The following is a 22,088-nucleotide window of genomic DNA, read 5'->3' on the forward strand; positions in this document are numbered from 1 at the left end:
GTACGTCCACCCGGTACAGGCGGGAGACCTGCTGGGGGAACTCATTGTCGTCGCCGGCCGGCAGCAGCCGGAGGCGACCCCTGCTGTCCTCGCCCCGTGACCACCATGGCCACGATGTTGTCCACCAGGGGGTAGTTCTACGGCGGCTTCGACGGGGCGTACAGCGTCGGGCAGGCGTCGAAGTCCCCGATCGCCCTCTTGCGGGCGGCCCGCATACCCGGTCCCTCGGTCAGGGAGTCCGCGGCCGCGGTGTTGCTCGCGCCCAGCGCATCGGCCGCGTACAGCAGCACCGTCATCCTGAACTCGCGCGTGAACCCCCGCTCCAGAACGAGCAGCCTGAGTCCGGATCGCCGAACAGGGCGCCGACCACGTCGACAAGGCCGCCGGGTACGTCCAGGAGGCTGCTTGGCGGACTCACGGGCGGCGCCGCCGACGGTGAGGGATCCGCCGCCCCGTCCACCCAGCTCACCAAGCCGGTCTCCGGCACCACACCCCGCGAATCGCCGCCAAGGGCCCGGAGCGGCGGAGACTCGCGGTCCTCGACGGCAAGGCCGGCCGTCAATGGCTGTGCTGCCAAGGCCTGTAATCCCTCCGTGCCCCTGGCGGGCTGCTTCCCGATGTCTCTCACCAGAACGGCGGCACGAAATCGTCAAGCCCCGGGATCAACCTGGCGTGCACAACTCCGGGATGGCCTCAAGCGCCGGCCGCGTCGGTGAGGGTCACGACCGGGGTGCCCGAACCGGAGTGCCCCGCATGCCCGGTTGCCCAGAATCCCGTGACGGCCGCGACCGCACCCACGGACAGCAGGACGGCCATCACTGCCCTGGTCACTCTCTTCTTCATGGACATCCCCTTGCCTAGGAGCTGTGCAAGCTGTGGGTGGCTATCGGCGCGCTCGGCGCGGGCGCGGCGGGCGCGCCGAGCGGCTCCCCCGTCAGCATGACGGACGGCGTCGCGCTCTCGTTCTGCGTGGCCGCCGTCCCACCGGCGCCGGCCCAGGCCGCGCCGGCCGCCACCAGCATCGCGGCCGTGACGATCCCATACTTCGCCTTCATCTGCTTTCCCTCCCGCACGAACTCATGATCAACACCGTTCTAGCACGGCCGTCACGGCGGGGAGAAGGCAGGACAGCCTGGCGGCGCCGGGGGGACTGGACCGAGGCCGGTACGTGGCCGCGCCTGCCTGAGGTTCTCCTTGCCGAGCTGCGCGAGGCCGGTCTGCTGGACATGGACGATGCCGCAATCGACGCCTCGCATGTACCGGCCCTGAGAGGGGGCTCACACCGGCCCTTCGCCGGTCGACCACGCTCGGCCGGGCAGCAAGCACCACCTGATCACCGACCGCCACGACGCCCCTCTCGGCGTGTCGCTGACCGGCGGAAATCGTTTACGGTGTCACCCAGCTGACGCCGTTACCGGACGCGATCCCCTGCATGGGTGAAGTTCGTGGACGCCCCAGACATCGGCCGGGCCGGTTGATCGAGGGCATCGCCCGGTGGCAGGAGTTCATCGAAGTGGCCGAATGCTGGCCCGCACATCGCTTCTGCCGTGTCGTGCGCCAGGGGGACGCAATCATCGGCTTCCTGTGTGGGCGCCGCGACGAAGGGGTCAGTCTCGGACCGATGTATTTGCTGCCCCAGGCGCAGAGCCGAAGCATCGGACGCGACTTGATGGCGGCATTCCTCACCTGGGCCGACGACGTACCCATCCGCCTGTGGGTTACTGCCTACAACAAGCGGTCCAGCAACTTCTCCCAGCACTACGGGTTCGTGGACACCGGCGAGCGGCACATGTGGCGAGACAAGCTGCCGAACCTCCGCATGGTCCGGACCGGCCCGCCAGATCAACGAGAAGACCAGCCCTGACCGGCTTCACTCCAGCGCCTGAGCACGCGAAGCGATCAAAGTCTTCACGTCCACCCACCGCAGGATGGAAAGGGCTCGCGGGCCAGACCGCTCGCGGACTCGGTCGTGGACGGTCGAGGTACGCGTCAGTCGGCCCGAAGACCGACCGCCAGCGTCAGCTCAAGGACCCGGTGTGGCAATGCGAGATCCGGAAACAGCTCCCGCAGCTGCGACATCCGATACCGGACTGTCTGCGGATGGACGAACAACGCCGCCGCCACCTCGTCCCGCCTGCCCTGGTGAAGCAGCCACTCCCGCAACGTCTCCTCCAGCCGCCGCGCGGTCGCGACAGGCAAGGTCCGCAACGGTGCGAGGGCTCGGGCACGCAGGTCTGCGAACGCGTCCACGTCGGCGCTCAGCACCAGCTCGGGCAGGTGCTCCTCGGTATCGCGGATATCGGAGGAGAGGGAGCGCGCGCGGGCGGCTCGTGCGTACGAGGCGGCCGCACGGGTCCATGGCCTGGCCGGGCCGACCACGGCGGTCCGGTCGGTCAGCTGCCGCAAAAGACGTGGTCGGTCGGCATCGGGGACGAGCAGCACACCGGTGGCGTCCGGCAGATCGTCGAGGACGAGGGTGCTCGGGTCGAGCGCGCGGTAGGCAGGCCGGGCCTGGGCGGCGGGCAGCAGGACCGCGGTCAGCGAAACCGGAGGCTGCCACCTGGCCCGTTGTGCAGAGGCCAGCAGCACGTCCGGGCTCGCGCCGGCGAGGAGGTCGCGAGCCAGGTGCTCCAGGTGGCGCTCGTGCGCCCTGCCCCGGGCGGCCAGCTCGTCGGCATGGCCCGCGGCGCTCGCGGCGGAGAGCTCGTCGATGTAGGCGAAGGTCAGCTCGGCGAACTTGGCGACCTCGGCGGCGGGCAGACCTGCGGATACGGCACCCGCTGCCAGGCATCGCCAGGCCACGCGGGCGCCGACGCGGTAGGCGCTGAGCAAGGCGTCCATCGAACGGCCGGCGCGCACCTCGCCCCGGCCCAGCTCGTAGGCCGCGTCACCGCCGTCGCCGCCCGTGGCGTTCCCGCTCGCGAGGTCCAGGTAGTGCCCCAGGGCGGTGCGGACGGCTCGTCGGATGGTGCCGCCCATGCGCCCCGACAGGGCGTTGGCGTAGGGAGGGACCTCGTCGATGATCGCCTGGACGACCTCGTCGGCGGTGGTCTTCAGCGCGGCCCGAAGTGCGGTGGCTGTCGTCTCGTCCAGGGCCAGTTCGGTGACCCTCCGGATTGCATGACTCACGTTTTGTTTCCTGCGAACAATTTAGCCGACCAGATTTACGTCCTGCGGTCAGGACTTTACGCCCTGAGGCGCATCAAGCTGAAGTCATGACGAGTGCAGCCCTCCGCAGTAGGGCGTGGAAACTGCTGGAGATGGTCACGACGCCGCTGCTGCCATCGGACTACCTCGACCTGGTCAGTCCGCTGCGTGCGGGCGCTGACCTGCGTGGGCGCATCGAGGCCGTGCACCCCGAGACGGGTGACGCAGCGACCATCGTGATCAGGCCGGGACGGGGCTGGCGCGGCCACACGGCCGGTCAGTACGTGCGGATCGGGGTCGACGTCGACGGGGTGCGCCTGTGGCGTGCCTACTCCGTCACCTCGCCGACGAGCCGCCAGGACGGCCGCGTCACGATCACCGTGAAGGCGATCCCGGACGGCAAGGTCAGCAACCACCTGGTCCGCAGGGCGAAACCGGGCACGCTGATCCAGCTCGACCAGGCAACCGGTGACTTCGTGCTGCCGCGGGCCAAGCCCGCCAAGGTGCTCTACCTGACGGCCGGCAGCGGCATCACGCCCGTGATGGGCATGTTGCGCGACATCGAACTCGACGACGTCGTCATGGTTCACTGCGCGCCGCGGCCGCACGACGTGATCTTCCGCGACGAACTGCACGAGCTGGTCGCGGACAAGAAGCTGCGGCTCACCGAGGTGCACACCGACACGGACGGCATGCTCGACATCGCCCGTCTCGGCGCACTGGTGCCCGACTGGGCCGAGCGCGAGACCTGGGCCTGCGGGCCCGCGGGCCTCCTCGACGCCGCCGAAAAGCACTGGGCCGAGCACGGCGTCCAGGAGCTCCTGCACACCGAACGTTTCCGCCCCGGCATCGTTGTCGCCGGTGACGGCGGCGAGGTCACGTTCAGCGCCTCCGGCAAGACCGTCGAAGCGGACGGCGCCACTCCGTTGCTGAACGTCGGCGAGGAGTCCGGCGTGCTCATGCCGTCCGGGTGCCGCATGGGCATCTGCTTCGGCTGCGTCACGCCGCTCAAGGCGGGCGCCGTCCGTGACCTGCGCACCGGCGAGATCACCGAGGCCGAGCCGGGCGTCCTCATCCAGACCTGCGTGTCCGCCGCGGCGGGCGCCTGCGACATCGAACGGTAGGAGCACCTTGACCGCCATCGACCCCACCGCCCACCTGACCGCGGAGCAGATCGAGGAGCTCGGCCGCGAGCTGGACGCGATCCGCGATGAGGTGATCGCCAGCCGGGGCGAGAAGGACGCCGCCTACATCCGCAAGGTCATCTCGGCGCAGCGCAAGCTCGAGCTGGTCAGCAGGGGGGTGCTGCTGTTCTCGTTCTTCCCGCCCGCCTGGCTGATCGGCACCGCCGGACTGTCCGTGGCGAAGATCATGGACAACATGGAGATCGGCCACAACATCCTGCACGGCCAGTGGGACTGGATGCGGGACCCGAAGATCCACTCCACCACCTGGGAATGGGATCACGTCTCGCCGTCCGACCAGTGGAAGCACTCGCACAACGAGCTGCACCACACGTACACCAACGTGATCGGCAAGGACAACGACCTCGGCTACGGCATCATGCGCGTCGACGAGGACCAGAGGTGGCACCCGTTCCACCTCGGCCAGCCGCTGTGGAACTTCATCAACGCCTGCTTCTTCGAGTACGGCATCGCGGCGTACGACCTGGAGCTCGGCAAGAACCTGCGGGGGCGCCGCCGCAAGGACCCGGAGTTCCGCGCGCGGGCCAAGGCCGTGGGCCGCAAGATCCGCAAGCAAGTACTCAAGGACTACGTGATCCACCCGCTGCTGTCGGGCCCGTCGTTCCTCACCACGCTCGCCGCCACGTTCACCGCGAACCTGGTCCGCAACATCTGGTCCCACTCGGTGATCATGTGCGGGCACTTCCCCGAGGGCGTGCAGGTCTTCGAGCGCCGGTCGATCAAGGGCGAGACTCGCGGCCAGTGGTACCTGCGCCAGATGATGGGCTCGGCGAACATCAGCGGCAGCAGGGCCATGCATTTCATGACCGGCAACCTGTCCCACCAGATCGAGCACCACCTGTTCCCGGACCTGCCGAGCAACCGGTACGCCGAGGTCGCGGTGAAGGTGCGCGCGCTGTTCGAGAAGTACGAGCTGGAGTACGTCACCGGGCCGCTGCCCAAGCAGGTGTTCTCCGCGTGGCGCAAGGTCTTCCGGCTCTCGCTGCCGAACAAGAAGTCCACGGTCAGAACGCCGGACCGAGAGCAGGAGCTCGTGGCGGCCTGATTCCCGAAATTGGTTCGGCGCCATGGCCGAACTGGTCACCGAGGGCGCGGCGCGCGGGCCGCCGACTCAGCCGCGCCCCCGCCCAGCTCGCCCTGGCATGGCTGCTGGCCCACCCCGGCACCGTCGTCCACCTGCCCGGGATGCGCCGCCGCACCCACCCCGACGAGAATGCCGACGCGCTCTCCCTGGAACTCGCCCCGGCCGACTGCACGCGATCGGTGAGGCGCTACCGGAAGCGGCACGCGCCCGCGCGCCTGACCTCTCCCGACCGGAGGAGTATGGGCAAGCCGCTGTCATCCGCACCCACGAGGGCCAACCAGGAAATGGCCACGTTCCTGAGGCAGGGAACGTGGCATCGGCGTCAGACGGACTCAAGAACCACAGGCCATAGCCTCGGGATTTGCCGTGGGCGTTGAGATCCCACCTCAGACCGAGCAGACCCCCGCCGTGATCGCATGCCCCGGCGCCCCGAACGCGATCAAGGTCTGGTCACCCGTGCGCGCAGCCCATACCGCGCGCCGGTGAGATCGCCTCCGCCAGCTCGGCCAGATCGGCGCCGGTGGAGCCGAGCAGCGCGGCGTCGGCGGCCGTACGCAGGAGCGGCACGATCTCGGCGACCGGCCGGCCACGGTGCGAGGCGGCGAGCTCGGCGAAGGCTGCTGGTACAGGGCCTGCGGGGACGCGCCCGCCGCAAGCCCCGGCGCCTGTATGCCGACCGCGGCTACGGCTTCGACTTCGACTTCGACTTCGACTTCGACAAGTGCCGTCGCCTGCCAGGGAAGCTCGGCACCAAACCGCTGATCGCCCGACGCGGCGTCGCCCACGGTTCCGGACTGGGAAAGGTCCGGTGGGTCGTCGAGCGCGCGTTCGCCTGGCTGCACCAGTTCAAGCGACTCCGCACCCGCCACGAACGACGTGCCGACCTCCATCAGGGCCTGCTCGAACTCGCCTGCACCATCGTCTGCCTCCGGCGACTCCGCACGGCATGCCGAAACGATCAGTAAGGACGCGCGATCCCGTCGAGCCAGTGCCCGACCAGGCCCCGTACGGTCTCGGCGCACTCCACCTGCGGGTTGTGCCCGGCGGCATCGAGCACCGTTGCCGCCATCCGGGGGTAGTGGTCGAGCAGGGCCAGCTGGTCGCGCCAGCCCACCAGGGCGTCCTGCCGGGTGGCGACCAGCAGATGGCGCCCGTGGTGCGCGGGGGCCTGGTGCTCCGGCCAGTGCGGCAGGAGGAAGTCGGTCTCCAGCTCGGCGGCAGCCGCCTCGTCGTGGGCCCACCAGCCGGGCAGCACGTATCGCTCGAAGAGCTCCCACCGGGGCTTGTCCAGGCGGGCCATGACGTAGCCGAAGAGCTCGCGGTCGGCGGCCGGGAGGCGGTCGAGCAATTCCTCGTCGCGTTCCAGTGTTGTTTCCCCGGGCAAGGTCCGGTCGTCGCCCCAGCGCACCACAGGCACCAGCAGCGCCGAGCCGAGCACCTGCTCTCCGTAGCGTGCCGTCACCGTTCTCACCGGTGGTGGGCCTCGCGTCGTTGTCGTCGTGTATGCCATCACGGCGACGGGAAGGTCAGGTCGTGTTCTGTACGGACGTGGTGCCTGCTCCGTTGTCCGTGATCGCGGGGGTGCCGGAGCCGCGGGCGGTGAGGTTGTTGCCGACCAGCCAGGTGTCGCTGGAGCCCGCCATCACGCCGATCGCGGCCCCCGAGGTGCCGCCGGCGACCGCACCTACGGTGGTGGTCTGGACGAAGGTGCCCACCGCGTTGCCGCCGACCCGGACGGCGTAGCCGGTGGCTCCCGTGATCCGGTTTCCTCGCAGGGTGGCGCCGTTCACGCCCGCGTTGATGCCGGGGCCGGTCGTGGTCAGGACGGTGTTGTCGGCGACGAGGGTGCCGGTGGAGCCGCTGTCCACGCCGATGCCGTCGCCCTGGATGTCCGTGAGGCTGTTCTGGGCGACGACGGCCTGCGGGGAGCTCTGGACGTGGATGCCCTGGCAGTTGCCGGTGGGAGTGAGACGCAGGGTGGTGGTGACGGTGTTGCGGGTGACGGTGAGGCCGTCGGTCTGCGTGGCGTAGATGCCTGCCTCGCCCTTCACCGACTCGACGGTGTTGCCGGAGAGGGTGATGTCGCGGTGGCGGGCGCCGCCGGCGGAGACGGTGACGGAGATCCCGCCGCTGCCGTCGATCCCGCGGACCGTATTGCCGCTGACGGTGATGCCACTGAGGCCGTTGCCCTGGGGCGAGTTGAGGTAGATGCCGTGCAGCGCCACACCGGTCACCGTGTTGTCGGCAATGACGGAATCCTGCCAGTCGGCGGCGCGGATGCCGAACGCTCCGCTCCTCTCGACCGTGTTGCCGATGACCCTGATCCGCCGGTGGAACACGCCCTTGGCGCCCCAGTGGTCCCCGCACAGGGCACCGAACGGCCCGGTCGTGGTGCCGGCGCGCAGGGTGCAGCCGGTGATGAGGATGTCCTCGCAGCCCGTGGCGTCGTAGGCGGGGGCGGGCAGGTTCCCCTCGGTGGCGCAGGTGATCTGGACGGCTTCCTTGGTGGTGAGGCTCGCGCCGTCGCCGGAATGGTGGCCGTCGAAGACGCAGTTCACGACGGCCGCGTTCCGGACCGCGTTCAGCTCGACGGCGTGCGCCGAGGGGGTGTCGACGAAGGTGCAGTCCTTGACCAGGACGCCTTCGCAGTGGGCGAAGCCGACGGCGTCGCTCTGCTTGCTGAACTGGGCGCCGCGCATGTCCCAGGTGCCGCCGAGGACCGCGATGTTCCCCGCGCCCGCGTAGCCGTACACGGGGGTGACCGAGTCGAAGTTCTTGAGCAACGCACCGCTGTCCTTGGTCCGGACGATGCGGGCGCCGTACGCGGACACGGTGGTGTCAGCGGCGAGGACGAGACTCATTCCGACGGGATACGTTCCGGGCGGCACGAGCAGGGTGGCCGCGCCCGGTACGCCCTTCACCGCAGCGAGGGCGCTCTGGAAGGCGGCGGTGTCGTCGGTGGTACCGTCCCCCTTCGCACCGTGGGCGGTGACGTCCACGACGACCCCGCCGGCGGCCGCGGCAGGCGCCGCGCGCAGCACCGACGCGCCGCCCCAGACCCCTACGAAACCGCCCATGGCCAGCATCAACGCACGACGTTCCATGCGCCCCCCTCGTTGTCTCGATGTCTGACAGGAGCGTACGTCAAGGGCATCAGGCGCCTGTCACAAGAGGGGGCAGGCCCCGGCGAAAGGCAGGTGGGCCCGCCTTCCCTCTACGATTCCACGGGCGAACCGGGGATCTCCTCGCGGCGTCCGGCAGTTCCGCAGTCTTGGACTGGCCGTGGGCGGTGATCGCCTCTCATGGAGCACAGGCATTCTCAGCCCCTCTCCGCGCCGGAGGTGATGCCCAGTGCGGTCGCCTCGCACAGGTCGACCCGGGCAAGGGTGGCCTTGGCGAAGTCGACCCGGTCCAGGGTCGTTCCCGGAAAGGACCGGCCGCCGGTGAAGGTCACTGAGGACAGGGCGCATTCGTTGAAGTGCGTCATGCCGCCGTCGGTGTCGTCGAAGGTGCGGCCGTCGATGTGGAGCCACTCGTAGACCTCGTCCCGCTCCAGGTCGTCGGTGAACGGTTCGAGGCGGTGCGCGAAGGGCAGGGAGGACAGGCCCTGGCCGGCGCACTGCCGCGCACCGGCTCCCGCCCAGTCCGCCGGCCGGGCCCGTGGCTCCCGAGCTGCAGGTCAGCTCGTTGGGCAGTCCGCCGGAGTGGGCCTTCCCTCGGGCGTACGCCCGGCACGCCGATCCATTCTGATCAGAAAAGTTCAACTAGCGGGCTGATCCGGCAACAATGGAACATGTGATGGTTCATCAAAAAACCTGTGAATAGCATGAGTTGACAGAAGAAACACAGGCATCTGGTCACTTCTCTCCGAGAGGCGTAGCTCATGGCATTCACGATCGACAGACCTCACATACGCGGCAGGGCACCGCGCCGCTTATGGCGTGGGACAGCCGCGGCGCTGACCGCCGCGCTGCTCGGCACTGTCGGCGCGGTGCTTCCCGCCGGGCCGGCGCACGCGGCCGGGCCGGGGCAGCTGGTCTACATCTCCAACGCCGGTGCGGGGTCGGTGAGCGCCGTGGACCCGGCGACCGGGTCGACGGTGGCCACCATCGATGTCGGCAGCGCGCCTACGGGCATGGCGCTCACGCCGGACGGCTCCCAGGCATGGGTGGCAAACGGCGCCAGCGACTCGGTCTCCGTGATCGACACCGCGACCAACTCCGTCGCCGCCACCGTCGCCGTGGGGCGCACGCCCCAGTCGGTGGCCATCTCTCCGGACGGGGGGCGGGCGTACGTGGTCCACACGGACAGCCCCGCCGGGGTCGACGTGATCGACACGTCCTCCCTGGTCGTCACCGCCACCATCGCGGCCGACGGCTTCCCGGACATCCTCGGCCTGTCCCCGGACGGCGGTCGCCTCTACGTCGGGCACTTCTCCAGCAGGACGGTCTCGGTGATCGACACCATGAGCAACACCGTCACCGCCACCGTCCCCGTGGGGAACGCGGCCGGGCTGGCGGTCAGCCCCGACGGCGCTCACGTCTACGTCGCCGACTACAACGAGAACCGCCTCTCCGTGATCGACACCGCAACCGCCACCGTCACGGCGACCGTTCCCGTCGGGGGCCTGCCGCAGAACGTGGCCGTCGCACCGGACGGAAGACTGGTCTACGTCGCCAACCGGGGAGGCAACTCCGTCTCCGTCATGGACACGGCGACCAACACCGTCGTCGCCACAGTCCCGACCGGCGCGGGGACCAGCGGCGTGCTGGCCGACCCGGACGGCACCCGTGTCTACGCCACCAACACCTTCGTCAACACCATGTCGGTGATCGACACCGCGACCCTCACGGTCACCGCCACCGTCCCCACCGGCTCCCGACCCTGGGGCCTGGCCATGGGCAAGGCCGTCCCGCCCGCCGTCACCGCACTCGCCCCGGACCGCGGCCCGACCACGGGCGGCACCACCGTCACCCTGACCGGCAGCCACCTGACCGGCACCACCGCCGTCACCTTCGACGGCACCCCCGCCACCGACGTCACCGTGGTCAACGACACCACCGTCACCGCGACCGCCCCCGCCCACACGCCCGGCACCGTCGGCGTCTCCCTGACCGCCAAGGGTCGGACCGTCAACGCCGGGACGTACACCTACCAGTTGCCCGCGCCCGTGATCACCGCCGTCGCCCCCGCCAAGGGCCCGGCCGCCGGCGGCACCGCCGTGACCATCACCGGCACCGGCTTCACCGGCGCGACCGCCGTCGCCTTCGGCGGCGTCCCGGCCGCCTCGTTCACCGTCCGCAGTGACACCGAGATCACCGCGACCTCCCCGGCCGCCACCACCGCCGGACCGGCCGACGTCACCGTCACCACCCCTGCAGGGGCCGGCACCACCAGCCCGGCCGACCGTTACACGTACACCCGGGACACCACGAAACTCACCGCCGCACCCCTGCTGCTCTCCCTGACCCCTGGCCAGCTGAACATCACCCTGAACCTGTCGGCCACCCTTACCGACACCACCACAGGCAAGCCCATCAGCGGCGCCACCGTGAAGTTCGCCGTCGGCACGACCACGGTGTGCAGCGCCACCACCAACGCAGCAGGCATCGCGACCTGCGCCGGCCCTTGCCCCGTGGTCACCGTCCTCCTGCACCTCGGCTACACCGCCACGTACAACGGCACCCCCGCCCTGGAACCGGCTACCGCCACCGCCGGACTCATCCGCGCCGGCTGACCCGCCCCGAGAGGGCCAGCGCCGGGACCCCCGACGCCGGCCTCCGCGCTGTTCCGGGCACCGCTCGTGAGCCGAGCCGAGCCTGTACAGAATTCCTGGCTCAGAAAGTCTCAAGCGTGTTGCCTGACCGCGTGTTGCCTGACCGCGGCGCTCTGTTGATCACCCGACAAAGGCGGTGCGGAGAATGTCGGGTGATCGGGGCCGGTGCCGCCGCACGATGGGGGTATGGATGACACGACCTTGGTATCCCGCTTCCTCCGTGACGGCTTCGTCAAGCTGAAGGGCGCTGTCGCGCCGCGCGTGGCCGCGGACTGCGCGCGGCTGCTGTGGCAAGAGACTGGCTGCGCCCCTGACGACCCGTCGACGTGGACGCAGCCCGTGCACTGGGTGGGCGGCATGGCACAGGGGCCGTTCGCCGCCGCACCCAACTCCCCGTCGCTGCAGCGCGCGTACGACCTGCTCGTGGGCGCGGGACGCTGGGAGCCGCGCTACTCGCTGGGGACGTTCCCGCTGCGCTTCCCACACGAGGAGGAGCCGGACGACGCGGGCTGGCACATCGAGGGGAGCTATCTGCCGGAGGGCGAGAGCTGGTACTTCACGAATCTGCGCTCCCAGGGCCGGGCGCTGCTGATGCTGTTCCTGTTCAGCGAGGTCGGCGAGGAGGACGCCCCCACCCGGATCCGGGTCGGCTCACACCTCGACGTGCCGACTGTGCTGGAGAAGTACGGGGAGGACGGGGCCAGCGGTCTGACCCTCGCGCCCGATCTGGTGGCGGCATCCGAACACCGGCCACTCGCCCTTGCCACCGGGTCCCCGGGCGACGTCTTCCTGTGTCATCCGTTCCTGGTACACGCGGCGCAACCGCACCATGGGGTGCGGCCGCGCTTCATGGCGCAGCCGCCGCTGATGCCGGCAGCACCGTACGAACTGGAACGGGCCGACGGCGCGTACTCACCCGTGGAGATTGCGATCCGCCGGGGTCTGGGGCGGGACACCCCCGGTCCGGGTGGAGACGGCACCGACCGCGGCGCCGGGTAGACGTGCTTCACGACCATCGCCGGCACGGTGGTCGTGAACCCAGCAGCTCTGCGCTCGATGACCTCATCGGCGGCCTCGGCGGTCAGTCATCCGGCCGGGTCGCCGATCCACCGGCCGCCCCCGGTGATCGGCGGTGCGGGTCCCCGGGGACGGCGACGGCCGTCGGGACGGGCAGCGTGCAGAGCACTGCTGTGGCCACCGTGGCGGGCAGGGGCGTACGAAGGCGCCTGAAGCCTGTTCCTTCTCGTTCGGCGGTTCGGACGGTTCGGAAGCCGGGTGCGGACCCCTGCCGAACAGTCATATGCCGGTCATATGCCGAATCGAAGCAGCCGGGAAGGAGGGTCGGTGGGATGGCAACGAACCCGCCACCTCCCGTTCATGGTTGGAGGACCCCCGCCGTGACGGGGGCCCTCCGACGAACGACGTGTCGCGGCCCGGCCGATGGTGGGGCCCCGGCCACGTCCACGGTCCCGCCGCCGGGACGCCCGGTCAGTCGAGGGGAAGAGCGAGCAGGGCGTTCTCGATGAGTTCGGGCATGGCGGGGTGGATCCAGTACTGGCCGGTGGCCATGGCGCGGGCGTCCAGGCCGAAGGCCATGGCCTGGACGAGCGGCTGGATCAGCGTCGGGGCCTCGGGGCCGATGATGTGCGCACCCAGGATCTCGCCGGTGGCCGGATCGGCCAGGATCTTGGCGAAGCCGGTGGTGTCCTCCATCGCCCAGCCGTACGCGATCCCGCTGTACTCCCGCGTCGCCGTCACGTACGGGCGGCCGGACGCCTGGGCCTCCTGCTCGGTCAGGCCGACCGCGGCGATCTTCGGCGAGGAGAAGACGGCGTGCGGGACGTGGCGGTGGTCGGAGGCGCGGAGGGCGCCCGGGTGGAGCAGGTTGTGCTGGACGACGCGGGCCTCGTGGTTGGCGACGTGCTTGAGCTGCCAGGGCGAGGAGACGTCGCCGAGCGCCCACACCCCCGGCACCGAGGTGGCCTGGTGTGCGTCCACGGCGATCCGGCCGTCGGGGTGGAGGTCGAGCCCGCCGGCGGCGGCGTCCACGAGGTCGGAGTTGGGCCGACGGCCGACGGCCACCAGCAGCTCGTCGGTGTCGATGCTCTCCGCGCCTTGGGGGCCTTCCAGGTCGAGACGCAGGGTGCCGTCCGGGGTCCGGTCGGCGCGCACCAGTTTGCGGTTGAGCCGGACGTCCCACTGTTCCTGGGCGAGTGCGGTGAAGCGGTGCGCGATGTCGGGGTCCTCGGGTCGCAGCAGGAGGTCGCCACGGGCGATCAGGGTGATGTCGACGCCGAGGGACGAGAAGACGTGGGCGAGTTCGGTGGCCACGAAACCCGAGCCGAGGACCGTCATGCGGCGCGGCAGCGTCTCCAGGCGCATGACGCTGTCGCTGGTGTGGAAGCCGAGCGTCTCGTCCAGGCCGGGTACGTCGGGCAGGACCGGGCGGCTGCCCGTGGCGACGACGATGTGATCGGCGGTGAGCGTGACGAGCCCGTCGGCCGTGGCGACGGTCAGACGGCGCTCGCCGATGAAGCGGGCGGTGCCCCGGTAGAGGGTGACTTTGTCATGTCCGGTCGCGCGGTAGCGTTCGCCGCCTTGCGCGATCGGATCGATGCGGCCGAAGACCCGGTCCCGTACGGCGGGCCAGTCCACACCGCGCAGGGCCAGGTCGACGCCCAGGGCCGTGCCGTGCTCGGGCGATCGGGCGGTGTCGGCGGTGTGCACGAACATCTTCGTGGGAATGCAGCCGACGTTCAGACATGTGCCGCCGTAGCTGTCCAGCGGGCCGATGCCCTTCTCGACGAAGGCGACATTCCAGTCCGCGAAGCGCTCATCGACGATCGAGTTCCCGGAACCCGAGCCGATGACGACAAGATCGAAATGCTGGTCCACGAAAGGTCTCCTTATCGGGTCGCCGTGACGGCGCTGTCAGGAAGGTCCGTGCCTGTACTGACCATGGTGGCGTGCGCGGCGCGTTCCCCCCGCCGCGTGAGCTCCTTCCATGTGCCCGGCGTTCGGCCGCGGTCGCCCTCGACACCGTGCGACGACGTGTCCGGCATCATGTCGGACAGGCTGTCCGTCCCTGGTCCGCCGCCGCTGCGTGGCTCGCTCCGGGAGGCCACGGGGACCCCTCGCGTATCCCTTTCCCCGCCGTGCCCTCCAGGTGTCTCTGCTGTCCCGGGCCCCTCGCGGCGGCGCTCGTCGACACCTCACGGGTGATCCTCATCGGCGCTGGTGGCCGACGACGGGCCCGGCCCTCCGGTGTGTCGGAGGGCCGGGCGGGGCGCCCTCGCAGGCCTCAGTCGTCGATACCGAAGTACCGGCCGAGATAGTCGATGATCTCGACGGCGTGCGGCAGGAGTTCGGGCAGTTGGGTGGCGAGAACCTGGCGGGTGGCGGCGGACAGGGAGCCGGTGCTGGTGGCGGCCGGGCGGACGTACGGTTCCAGGCGTCTGATCAGCTCGTAGTTGCTGTCGATGTTCTCGGCCCGCATCGCCTGCTCCAGCGGCGGTGCCCCGGGCGGCGGGACGGGCGGCAGCACCCGGCTGACGTAGGTGACCCGGTGCAGGACCCGCCAGCACGGGGGCTTGGCGGAGCTCTGCCGTGCCTGCCGCAGCGCGGCGGCGTCGGGGGCTCCGCTGCCCTGCAGTCAGATCGGGTCGACGACCTTGCGGTAGAAGTCGTCGAAGTTGGCGCTGGTCTCGCCGAGGTAGAACGTGAGGAAGCGGTAGGCGTCGACCTTGCCCGGGACCAGCACCGCCCGGCCCTTCGCGTCGTAGACCTCCTTGCCGTCGGCGTCCCGGCGCTGCAAGTCACCGGAGGGCGCGCACTGCACGTCGAGGCCGAAGGAACGGGAGGCCTCCCTGCCCTTGGCCCGGGTGGTGCTGAAGCCGCCGCCCCCGGAGGCGTCCAGGTGGATCCCCCAGCCGAGGCCGAAGGCGCCGAAGGACAGGTCCATGGAGCCGCCGTACATGCCGTTGAAGCTGTACGACCCGGTGGTGGTCTCGGTGACGGCGTCGGTCGCCTCGGTGGTCTCGGCGAAGAAGCCGCCCTGCGCCGTCCAGACGTAGGTGTTGACCAGGTCCCGGTGGGAGAAGCCGGCGGCCGTCGCGTTCGGGCCGCCGGAGCGGCTGTCGTCCCGTGGTGCGACGTCCATGCCCATGCCGCGCAGCACCGTGCGGGCCTGGGCCTCGGCCGGGTCGTTGGTGCTCTGGTGGCCGGTCTCGGTGGAGATCGACTGGTAGTAGGCCTGCAGCCGCTGCTGGTCGCGGGTGATGCGGCGCTTGAGCGCGTAGGCGTCCCTCGGCTTGAAGTAGCTGTACTCGCCGTACGCGGTGGCGGTCGGGTAGTCGGGGTCGGTGACCTTGCCTCGCTCGTCGAAGCCGACCGCGCCGTCCAGGGTGCCCTGTTTGGTGTAGCGGGGGTTGATCGGGAAGTGGATGATGTTCCAGTCCAGTGGGATGTCCGGGTTGGGCAGCATCCGGTAGGCGATGAGGGCGCCGGTGTGCGCCAGGCGCAGCGCGAAGACGTCGGCGGTCTGGGACTGCACCAGTGCCATGCCGGTGTTGGCGGGCACGTAGCGGCGGCCGATGGCCGGGTTGACCAGCTTGGTCGGGTCCTCGGGGTGGCCGGTCAGCGCGAGCCGGGTCTTCCGGGTGGTGTTGGTGCCCTGGCTGACCTGGGTGTCGGAGCTCCAGGTGTTGGAGAACTCCAGGCTGGTGGTGGCGGCCAGCTTGAGCTGCCCCTCGGCCAGCGGGATGGCCGTGCCGATGCCGAGCGGGGCGGTGATGGTCATGGTGTCGGCCTCGGTCTCCAGACCGAAGGAGAGGTTGAAGGCGACGTCGGTGCTCTGGGTCTTGCTGGAGGACAGGCTCTGCAACACCTCCTCGGCCTCGGTGAACTCCACGGAGGAGGCCCCGGCGTGCTCGCCGATCCCGTCGACCAGGTTCTCCGAGGGCACCGGCGGGGCGCCCTCGACGTAGCCGATGAGCTGCGGGTCGAACTGGGCCTGGCCGACCCACTCGGTGGTCAGGTCGCCGACCTTGTAGCCGGTGACCAGGTGCCAGCGGCCGTCCCGGACGAAGCCGTAGCAGCGCTTGAGCACGCCCAGCGCCTCGCCCTTGGCGTCGTACTGGAGGTCGGCGTACTCGCTCGCGCCGGGGGCGCCGGAGATGGCGTCATGGAAGGGAGTGCGGACGTCGGCGAGGCCGAGCGCACCTGGGCGGTGTCGGTGGAGATCGGGGCGGTGGAGAGCAGGATCCTGGGCCGCTTGGCGGAGAAGTCCAGGCTGTTGCCGCGCAGGCCCTCGTCCCGCACCGAGGTGGTGCCGGGCTCGGTGGAGTCGCGGTCGAACGGCCAGTAGCCGAGCAGGTGCTGCTTGTCGCCGCGCAGCCGGGAGAACAGGTTGTCGGAGATCTGCTCCGCGGTCCGGACGGTGCGCCAGATCCGTACCTCCTCCAGCGTCCCGGTGAACGGGTCGGCCGGCTTTCCGCCCTCCAGCCGTGCGCCGAGGGTGAGTTGGGCTTCGCCCCAGGGCGCGGAGTCCTGCGCGGTGACGGGGCCCTCGGCCAGCGGCTGGCCGTTGCGGTACAGCCGCAGCGGGCTGACCGCCGGGTCGGGGTCGCGGGTCCAGCGGGCGCCGCGCAGCTTGGCCGGGAAGGAACCCGAGTGGTCGAAGGCGACGTTGCCGGCGTTCTCGTCGAAGGCCCAGCGGGCCAGCAGCCCCTTCTCGCGCGGGGTGACGGGAAGCCCGACCTGGTTGACCGCTCGCGCGGCGCTCCAGATCCGTACCTCGCCCAGCACGCCGGTCAGGCCGCGGCCGATCTCCAGCTCGCTGCCGTTGGCCTGCGCGCCGGGCCCGCTGTACAGGTGGTTGCCGACGAGGCTGCCGCCGACGAAGAACCGGACGTACTGCTCGGGCTGGTCCGGCGCGGCCGGCTGGGTGGCGCCGGATGCCGCGGGTGCGGGCTGGCGGCGCTCGCGCACCACGCTCACCTTCTGTACGGTGCCGGGCGTCAGGGCCTGGGTCGAGGCGAAGCGGACGACCTTGCCGTCGGCCTCGGCGAACGCGAACTCCAGCCGGCCGTCGGCCAGGACGCCGAATTGGTACGGGACGCCGCTGCGTCCGCCGTCGACCGCCCTGCCCTTGGCGACCAGGCCCATCGGGGTGCCGGTCCGGTCGATCCGGACGAACGCCTCGATGGTGAGGTCCTCCAGCAGGTCCAGCGCGTCCTGCGACTCGACCGACAGGCCCACCGCGTTGTCCATCCGCAGCGCCCAGGACTGGGTGAAGGCGGCGGCCAGGTGTGCCCACTCGTTGCACGGGAAGCGCTCCGCCGACTTCACCACCCGGTCGCCGACCCGGGCCACCACCTGGTAGCCCTTGATCGGGGACGGCGGGCCGGCCGGCCCCTCGAAGGTCCAGTAGCCCAGCAGGCCCGGCTCGCGGCCGGACAGCCGCCGGTCGCGGTCACCGGCGATCTCCCGCTGGGTGCGGGCCCGGTCGAAGACCCGGACCTCGTCGATCCGGCCGTCCAGGTACGCGTCGCCGAACGCCAGGCCGCCGATCACCAGCGGCCCCTTGCCGGTGTACGGGGCGTTGGCGATGCGGCGGCCGACCTCGACGCCGTCGCGGTAGAGGATCTGCTCGCGGGTGGCGTTCTTGTACACCGCCGCCCAGTGGTGCCACTCCAGGTCCGGGTAGGCCTGGGCGGTGTCCAGGTCGTCGGCGTACAGCCCGAAGCGGAAGGTCTCGGAGGGGTTGAGCACCAGGTGCAGCGACTGGTTGCGCACGCCGCTCGGCACGCCGTGGACGAGCAGCGGCTCGGTGCGACCCCGGGACTGGCTGCGCTTGGCCCACAGCTCGATGGTGAAGTCCCGGTCGGCCAGGTCGAGCGAGTCGGCCAGTACGACCTTCTCGGCGCCGGCGAACTGCTTGACCGGGAGCCCGGCCGGGACGAGCGAGAGCGAGTAGCCCGAGTCGTCCGTCCGGGCGTGCACGACCCGGCCCTGTCCGCTCTCCGGGTTGACCCAGGCCTCCAGGGTCAGGTCGCCGCTCGGGGCGATGCCCGGGTGCTTGCCCGCGGGCAGCGTCAGGTACTGGTCGCCGCCGGAGAACTGGAACGCCCGGCCGGGCATCTCGGCCCGCCAGCGGCAGCCGCGCCCGGCGATGGCCGGCTTGGCGGTGCCGTTGGGCACGAACTCGACCTCGCCCGGGTTCAGCCCGACCAGCCGGGAGCCGTCGGAGAGCAGCACGCCGGGGCGGGTGGAGACGGCCCGGCCCCAGTGGTAGCCGACCAGGCTCACCTTGTCGCCGGGTTGGACGGCGGTGGCCGCCGCCGTGAGGGCCAGGGTCTTCGCGCCGACCGGGGTGTCGGCGGCCACCGCGCAGCCGGCCGAGCCGATCTGAAGGTGCGCCTTGGCGGGCAGGGCGACGGTGGTGCCCTCGGCGGGCTCGACGGTGGCTCCGTTCACCCGGGCGACCAGGCCGACCGTCACCGGCCGGCCGGGGTCACCGGCCAGCGCCGCCGCGAACTGGGCGGCTCTGCGCGGCAGCGAGCGCCAGGTCTCGGTGTCGGCGCCGACCGTGACCGTCAGGTCGCAGCGGCCGGGCGCGTCGCCGTCGGAGACCGTGATGACGCAGCCGTCCAGCGGGAGCGCCGGGTCGCGGGCGAGGAAGCCGAGCGTGCCGCCGTCCCCGTCCAGGGTCTGCAGGCCGCGGATGACGGCGGTGTCGTAGTAGACGGCGGAGAACTGGTCGTCGGTGCCCCGGAAGTACAGCACGAGGTAGCCGGTGCCGCTGTCCAGCAGCGCGGGCCGGTCACTGCCCCGGGCGAACTCCAGCAGCGCGCCGTTCAGGCTCAGGCCGGTGGCGTCCACGGCGAGCTGCGGCATTGGCAGGGTCAGGTCGTCGTCGCCCTGCAGCGCGCTCGAAAGGCTCGCCAACTGGTCCTGGACGGCGGAGAGTTCGGCCTGCTTGGTGGCCAGTTCGAGCTGCCGCTCGATGATCCGCCTGCTCGCCGTGCGGGACTCCTGGACCGCGGCGCGCGCGGCGTCCATCTTCTCCTTGACGGCGAAGAAGGAGACGTCGATCGGCCACTGCAGCCGCACCTTGGTCATCCGGAACAGCCCCGTGTCGGCCGTGCGGCACTCGGGCGCCTGGCGCAGCGCGGCCGTCTTGCTGTCGGCGGGCAGGCCGATGGCCATGCCGGTGGCCTGGTTCACGATTCGCACGTAGTCGCCCTCGCGGATCAGGGTGAAGCGGTAGTACGACTCGGCGCGGGGATCCGGAGTGACGAAGGGTATTCGGGGGAGTCCGAGCGCACCGTAGTCGAAGTTGGAGCTGCTCGCGGCCAAGAGGAGGCCGTAGCCCATGGCGTCGGTGGTGGTCAGGCGGAACGGGAGGCTGTCGGCGCTCCGGCGGTCGGCACTGTCCAGCGCCCAGGACGTGCGGGGGCCGTCGTCGCCGGTGACGCTCACCCCGCGGTAGGGCTCCCCGTAGACCCACCGCACTGTCCTGCCGTCGATCACCCGCGGGGTCTTGAGCTCCAGGGTGTAGAGCCAGGCGCCCGGAATCACCGCCTCGGCTTTGTAGGCGGCCTCGTAGGCGTCGTACTCGGGCTGCAGCGCGTTCTGCGCCGCCAGGCGCTGCGGCAGCAAGGCCGCGGTGCCGCTCAGCCGGGCGATCTCCGCCGGCAGGGCGGCGATGTCCGGCTCCAGCCGCTTGATCACCTGCTGCAGGGCGCTGATCTGCTCCGAGTCCTGCCCCCGTGTCGGCCGCTTCAGCACCTGCGGCTCCAGCACGTCCGGCGCCTGGGCGAGCCGCCCGTCCCGGCCGACCGCGAAGTCCAGGGTGGCCAGACACGGCTCCTGCCCGTACTTGGCGGCGAACGCCAGCAGCACCCGGGCCTGCCGCTTGGCCGGCTTGGGGTCGGCGCGGTAGCCGGAGACCACGTTCTCCTGCTGGTGGTAGAGCGCCGCCGACATGCCGGACACCACCGTGCGGCCCTTGAGGACGAAGCTGTCCCTCCGCACGCCAGGGTGGTCGCCGATCGGGGCGTCCGAGCCGGTCCACTGCACGGCGCCCTCGATCCGGCCGTGCAGGGCGTTGTCACTCTGGTCGTAGGCGGTGCCGCCCGCGCCCTCGTCCAAGCGGTAGTAGGCGGTCAGGCCGGGCTCGTTGCCGATCAGCCGGTGGCCCAGGTCCTCGGCCAGTTCGGCCGCCGAGCGCACCCGGTTCCAGATCCGCAGCTCGTCCACGTCGCCGCTGAAGCGGCGCAGCGTGCCGCCCACGTCCTGCCGGCCGAGCAGGACGGGCACCCGGGCGCCCGGAGTGAACGGCAGCGGGCCGCCGGCCACCGGCCGGCCGTTGACGTACAGCTTGGCCGTGGTGCCGTCGAAGGTCGCGGCGACGTGGGTGTAGACGTCGACGGCGAGGGTGTCGGTGGCGACCAGCGCCGCGGGCGCCCCCTCGTGCGTCAGGCGCAGCGCGCCGGACGCGTCCAGGGCCAGCTGGAACTCCGCGGAGCGGCCCAGCAGCGGACCCTCCGGCGCGGCGGGCTTGACCCACGCCTCCACCGAGTACGCCCTGCCGCCGAAGCGCAGCGCCGCCGGGTCGCCGAGGTCGACGTGCGCGTCGGCGCCGTCCAGGCGCAGCGCGGTCTCGGCGTGCCCCCCCGCCGGACGCCACCGGCACCAGCTCGCGCCCGGTGAAGGGGCAGATGCCCGGGCTGCGCTCGAAGACCGCGTCCTGGTACGACGGGTCGGGGCTGGTGTAGAAGCGGGTGCCCTGGGTGTTGAACAGGCCCTGGGTGCCCTGCTCGACGTTGAAGCCGTCGATCCGCCCGGTGGAGTCGTTGTGCGCGAACAGCTGCCAGCCTGCACGTTGGCGACCTCGGTGGGCACCAGGACCGCGGTGAACCGGCCCTGCGTCAGGTTCCGGACGAAGGACAGTTCCTGGGTCGGCTCGTAGAACGGCCGGCCCTCCATGTCCTCGGTGCCCAGGCTGTCCTTGGCCGACTCCGGACGGGTCGCGTGCCGGCTGCGCTTGAACCGCGCTTCCAGCGCCGGCTTCAACTTGCCGTCCACCAGCAGGAACCGGTCGCACAGCAGGGTGTCACGGACCAGCGGCACCTTCGCGCCGTTGGCGTCCAGTACGTAGTCCGGGCGCGACGCCTCCCCGGACGAACCGCCCCCGTCAGCTTGTGCACCGCCCCTGCGTCGCCCGCGCCGACCGACTGGCGCAGCACCACCACGTACGTCCCGTCCGAGACCACCTGGAACGGGGCGTCCGCGGTCAGCCGTCCGGTGGTCGACAGGTGCGGGTCGACCTCTTCCTCTGCCGGCTGCTCCCCGGGCGCGGCCTCGGCCCCGCCCCGCTTCACCGTCGGCATCGCGGTCGCGCCGACGACGGCGTACCCCACCTCGGCCAGCTCCCGGGGGAAAGCCAGCTCGGCCGGGTTGTCACTCCAGTACGCAGCGTCCACCTCCCCCTTGGTCGGCGGGCCGGTGAGATCCAGTACCGAGTAGACGATCCGACGCGCGGCGTCCATCGCGAAGGCGATCGTCGTGCCCTGGTGCCGGGCCATGGTGACGTGCCGGTACGCACGGTCCCCGTAAACCTTGAGTAAGGATTCCCGAGATGCCACTGTTTCCCCCTCCGCTTCCACGAACCTGGTCGTGCAGTGCCCCCCACTGGGCCTCGGCTGGCACGCTTGAATCCGGTCAAGGAGGAGTTGTGAAATTACCCGGGGTACACACGACTTGATCGCTGCGCCGGGTGGCCGAGATCCGCCATACCGGTACCGGGTATCCGGTCCTTCGCCTGCCACCGACGCCAAGCGGCCCGAGACCGGTGGTGATGGCCTTCGGGCCT

At 71.0% G+C, this 22,088-nt stretch carries 18 protein-coding genes and 2 pseudogenes; 8 read left to right on the forward strand and 12 right to left on the reverse strand.

What is annotated here, in order from left to right; genetic code table 11:
- Positions 1 to 137: 137 nt before the first annotated feature.
- The 3 genes from ACN9MM_RS00350 to ACN9MM_RS00360 all read right to left on the reverse strand — a co-directional run bounded on the left by ACN9MM_RS00350 (position 138) and on the right by ACN9MM_RS00360 (position 1,055).
- The gene (locus ACN9MM_RS00350) at positions 138 to 296 is read right to left on the reverse strand and encodes a hypothetical protein (RefSeq protein WP_426361702.1); all 159 of its coding nucleotides are present in this window, start codon (positions 294 to 296) and stop codon (positions 138 to 140) included.
- Between the two features lie 397 nt (positions 297 to 693).
- Complete coding sequence (locus tag ACN9MM_RS00355; protein ID WP_426361703.1) at positions 694 to 843, reverse strand: hypothetical protein; 150 nt, start codon at positions 841 to 843, stop codon at positions 694 to 696.
- 14 nt (positions 844 to 857) lie between these two features.
- Complete coding sequence (locus tag ACN9MM_RS00360; protein ID WP_426361704.1) at positions 858 to 1,055, reverse strand: hypothetical protein; 198 nt, start codon at positions 1,053 to 1,055, stop codon at positions 858 to 860.
- Positions 1,056 to 1,121: 66 nt separating this feature from the next.
- On the opposite strand from ACN9MM_RS00360, the pseudogene ACN9MM_RS00365 reads away from it, so the two are divergent.
- Both ACN9MM_RS00365 and ACN9MM_RS00370 read left to right on the forward strand, forming a co-directional pair.
- A pseudogene (locus ACN9MM_RS00365) lies at positions 1,122 to 1,477 on the forward strand (IS5/IS1182 family transposase); the annotation flags it as partial.
- Positions 1,478 to 1,864, forward strand: coding sequence for a GNAT family N-acetyltransferase (locus ACN9MM_RS00370; RefSeq protein WP_426368621.1), 387 nt, complete (start codon positions 1,478 to 1,480; stop codon positions 1,862 to 1,864). It begins immediately after the preceding pseudogene.
- A gap of 125 nt (positions 1,865 to 1,989) precedes the next feature.
- Here ACN9MM_RS00370 and ACN9MM_RS00375 read toward each other — a convergent pair whose 3' ends face one another.
- Complete coding sequence (locus ACN9MM_RS00375; protein WP_426361705.1) at positions 1,990 to 3,129, reverse strand: helix-turn-helix domain-containing protein; 1,140 nt, start codon at positions 3,127 to 3,129, stop codon at positions 1,990 to 1,992.
- A gap of 86 nt (positions 3,130 to 3,215) precedes the next feature.
- Here ACN9MM_RS00375 and ACN9MM_RS00380 point away from each other — a divergent pair, with 86 nt between their 5' ends.
- The 4 genes and pseudogenes from ACN9MM_RS00380 to ACN9MM_RS00395 all read left to right on the forward strand — a co-directional run.
- Positions 3,216 to 4,271 (forward strand): ferredoxin reductase, encoded by a 1,056-nt coding sequence (locus ACN9MM_RS00380; protein WP_426361706.1) that lies wholly within the window; start codon positions 3,216 to 3,218, stop codon positions 4,269 to 4,271.
- 7 nt (positions 4,272 to 4,278) lie between these two features.
- The gene (locus ACN9MM_RS00385; protein ID WP_426361707.1) at positions 4,279 to 5,397 is read left to right on the forward strand and encodes a fatty acid desaturase family protein; all 1,119 of its coding nucleotides are present in this window, start codon (positions 4,279 to 4,281) and stop codon (positions 5,395 to 5,397) included.
- A complete protein-coding gene (locus tag ACN9MM_RS00390; protein ID WP_426361708.1) occupies positions 5,310 to 5,813 on the forward strand; it encodes an aldo/keto reductase in 504 nt (167 codons plus the stop codon). Before ACN9MM_RS00385 ends, ACN9MM_RS00390 begins: the two co-directional genes overlap by 88 nt.
- Before the next feature lie 246 nt (positions 5,814 to 6,059).
- A pseudogene (locus ACN9MM_RS00395) lies at positions 6,060 to 6,401 on the forward strand (transposase); the annotation flags it as partial.
- Here the strand turns inward: ACN9MM_RS00395 and ACN9MM_RS00400 are convergent.
- The 3 genes from ACN9MM_RS00400 to ACN9MM_RS00410 form a co-directional block, all read right to left on the reverse strand.
- The gene (locus ACN9MM_RS00400) at positions 6,395 to 6,898 is read right to left on the reverse strand and encodes an alpha/beta fold hydrolase (protein WP_426361709.1); all 504 of its coding nucleotides are present in this window, start codon (positions 6,896 to 6,898) and stop codon (positions 6,395 to 6,397) included. The pseudogene ACN9MM_RS00395 and the gene ACN9MM_RS00400 overlap by 7 nt on opposite strands.
- A 64-nt stretch (positions 6,899 to 6,962) precedes the next feature.
- Positions 6,963 to 8,540 carry a right-handed parallel beta-helix repeat-containing protein gene (locus tag ACN9MM_RS00405; RefSeq protein WP_426361710.1) on the reverse strand — a complete coding sequence of 526 codons (1,578 nt, stop codon included), beginning with the start codon at positions 8,538 to 8,540 and terminating at the stop codon, positions 6,963 to 6,965.
- 215 nt (positions 8,541 to 8,755) lie between these two features.
- Positions 8,756 to 8,923 (reverse strand): hypothetical protein, encoded by a 168-nt coding sequence (locus ACN9MM_RS00410; RefSeq protein WP_426361711.1) that lies wholly within the window; start codon positions 8,921 to 8,923, stop codon positions 8,756 to 8,758.
- Between the two features lie 396 nt (positions 8,924 to 9,319).
- Here ACN9MM_RS00410 and ACN9MM_RS00415 point away from each other — a divergent pair, with 396 nt between their 5' ends.
- Together ACN9MM_RS00415 and ACN9MM_RS00420 are read left to right on the forward strand one after the other, a co-directional pair.
- Entirely contained in the window at positions 9,320 to 11,173 is a 1,854-nt protein-coding gene (locus ACN9MM_RS00415) for an IPT/TIG domain-containing protein (protein ID WP_426361712.1), read from the forward strand.
- A 225-nt stretch (positions 11,174 to 11,398) separates the two neighbouring features.
- Complete coding sequence (locus ACN9MM_RS00420; protein WP_426361713.1) at positions 11,399 to 12,211, forward strand: phytanoyl-CoA dioxygenase family protein; 813 nt, start codon at positions 11,399 to 11,401, stop codon at positions 12,209 to 12,211.
- A gap of 489 nt (positions 12,212 to 12,700) precedes the next feature.
- On the opposite strand, the gene ACN9MM_RS00425 is transcribed toward ACN9MM_RS00420, so the two are convergent.
- The 5 genes from ACN9MM_RS00425 to ACN9MM_RS00445 all read right to left on the reverse strand — a co-directional run bounded on the left by ACN9MM_RS00425 (position 12,701) and on the right by ACN9MM_RS00445 (position 21,801).
- Complete coding sequence (locus tag ACN9MM_RS00425; protein ID WP_426361714.1) at positions 12,701 to 14,107, reverse strand: mycothione reductase; 1,407 nt, start codon at positions 14,105 to 14,107, stop codon at positions 12,701 to 12,703.
- Positions 14,108 to 14,513: 406 nt separating this feature from the next.
- Entirely contained in the window at positions 14,514 to 14,756 is a 243-nt protein-coding gene (locus tag ACN9MM_RS00430; protein WP_426361715.1) for a hypothetical protein, read from the reverse strand.
- Between the two features lie 108 nt (positions 14,757 to 14,864).
- Positions 14,865 to 16,319, reverse strand: a complete 1,455-nt coding sequence (locus ACN9MM_RS00435) for a hypothetical protein (protein WP_426361716.1) — start codon at positions 16,317 to 16,319, stop codon at positions 14,865 to 14,867.
- Positions 16,244 to 21,346, reverse strand: a complete 5,103-nt coding sequence (locus tag ACN9MM_RS00440) for a LamG-like jellyroll fold domain-containing protein (protein ID WP_426361717.1) — start codon at positions 21,344 to 21,346, stop codon at positions 16,244 to 16,246. Before ACN9MM_RS00440 ends, ACN9MM_RS00435 begins: the two co-directional genes overlap by 76 nt.
- Positions 21,286 to 21,801 (reverse strand): hypothetical protein, encoded by a 516-nt coding sequence (locus ACN9MM_RS00445; RefSeq protein WP_426361718.1) that lies wholly within the window; start codon positions 21,799 to 21,801, stop codon positions 21,286 to 21,288. Before ACN9MM_RS00445 ends, ACN9MM_RS00440 begins: the two co-directional genes overlap by 61 nt.
- Positions 21,802 to 22,088 lie beyond the last annotated feature (287 nt).

Source organism: Streptomyces sp. E-08, assembly GCF_049913095.1.
In the GTDB taxonomy this organism is placed as follows: Bacteria; Actinomycetota; Actinomycetes; order Streptomycetales; family Streptomycetaceae; genus Streptomyces.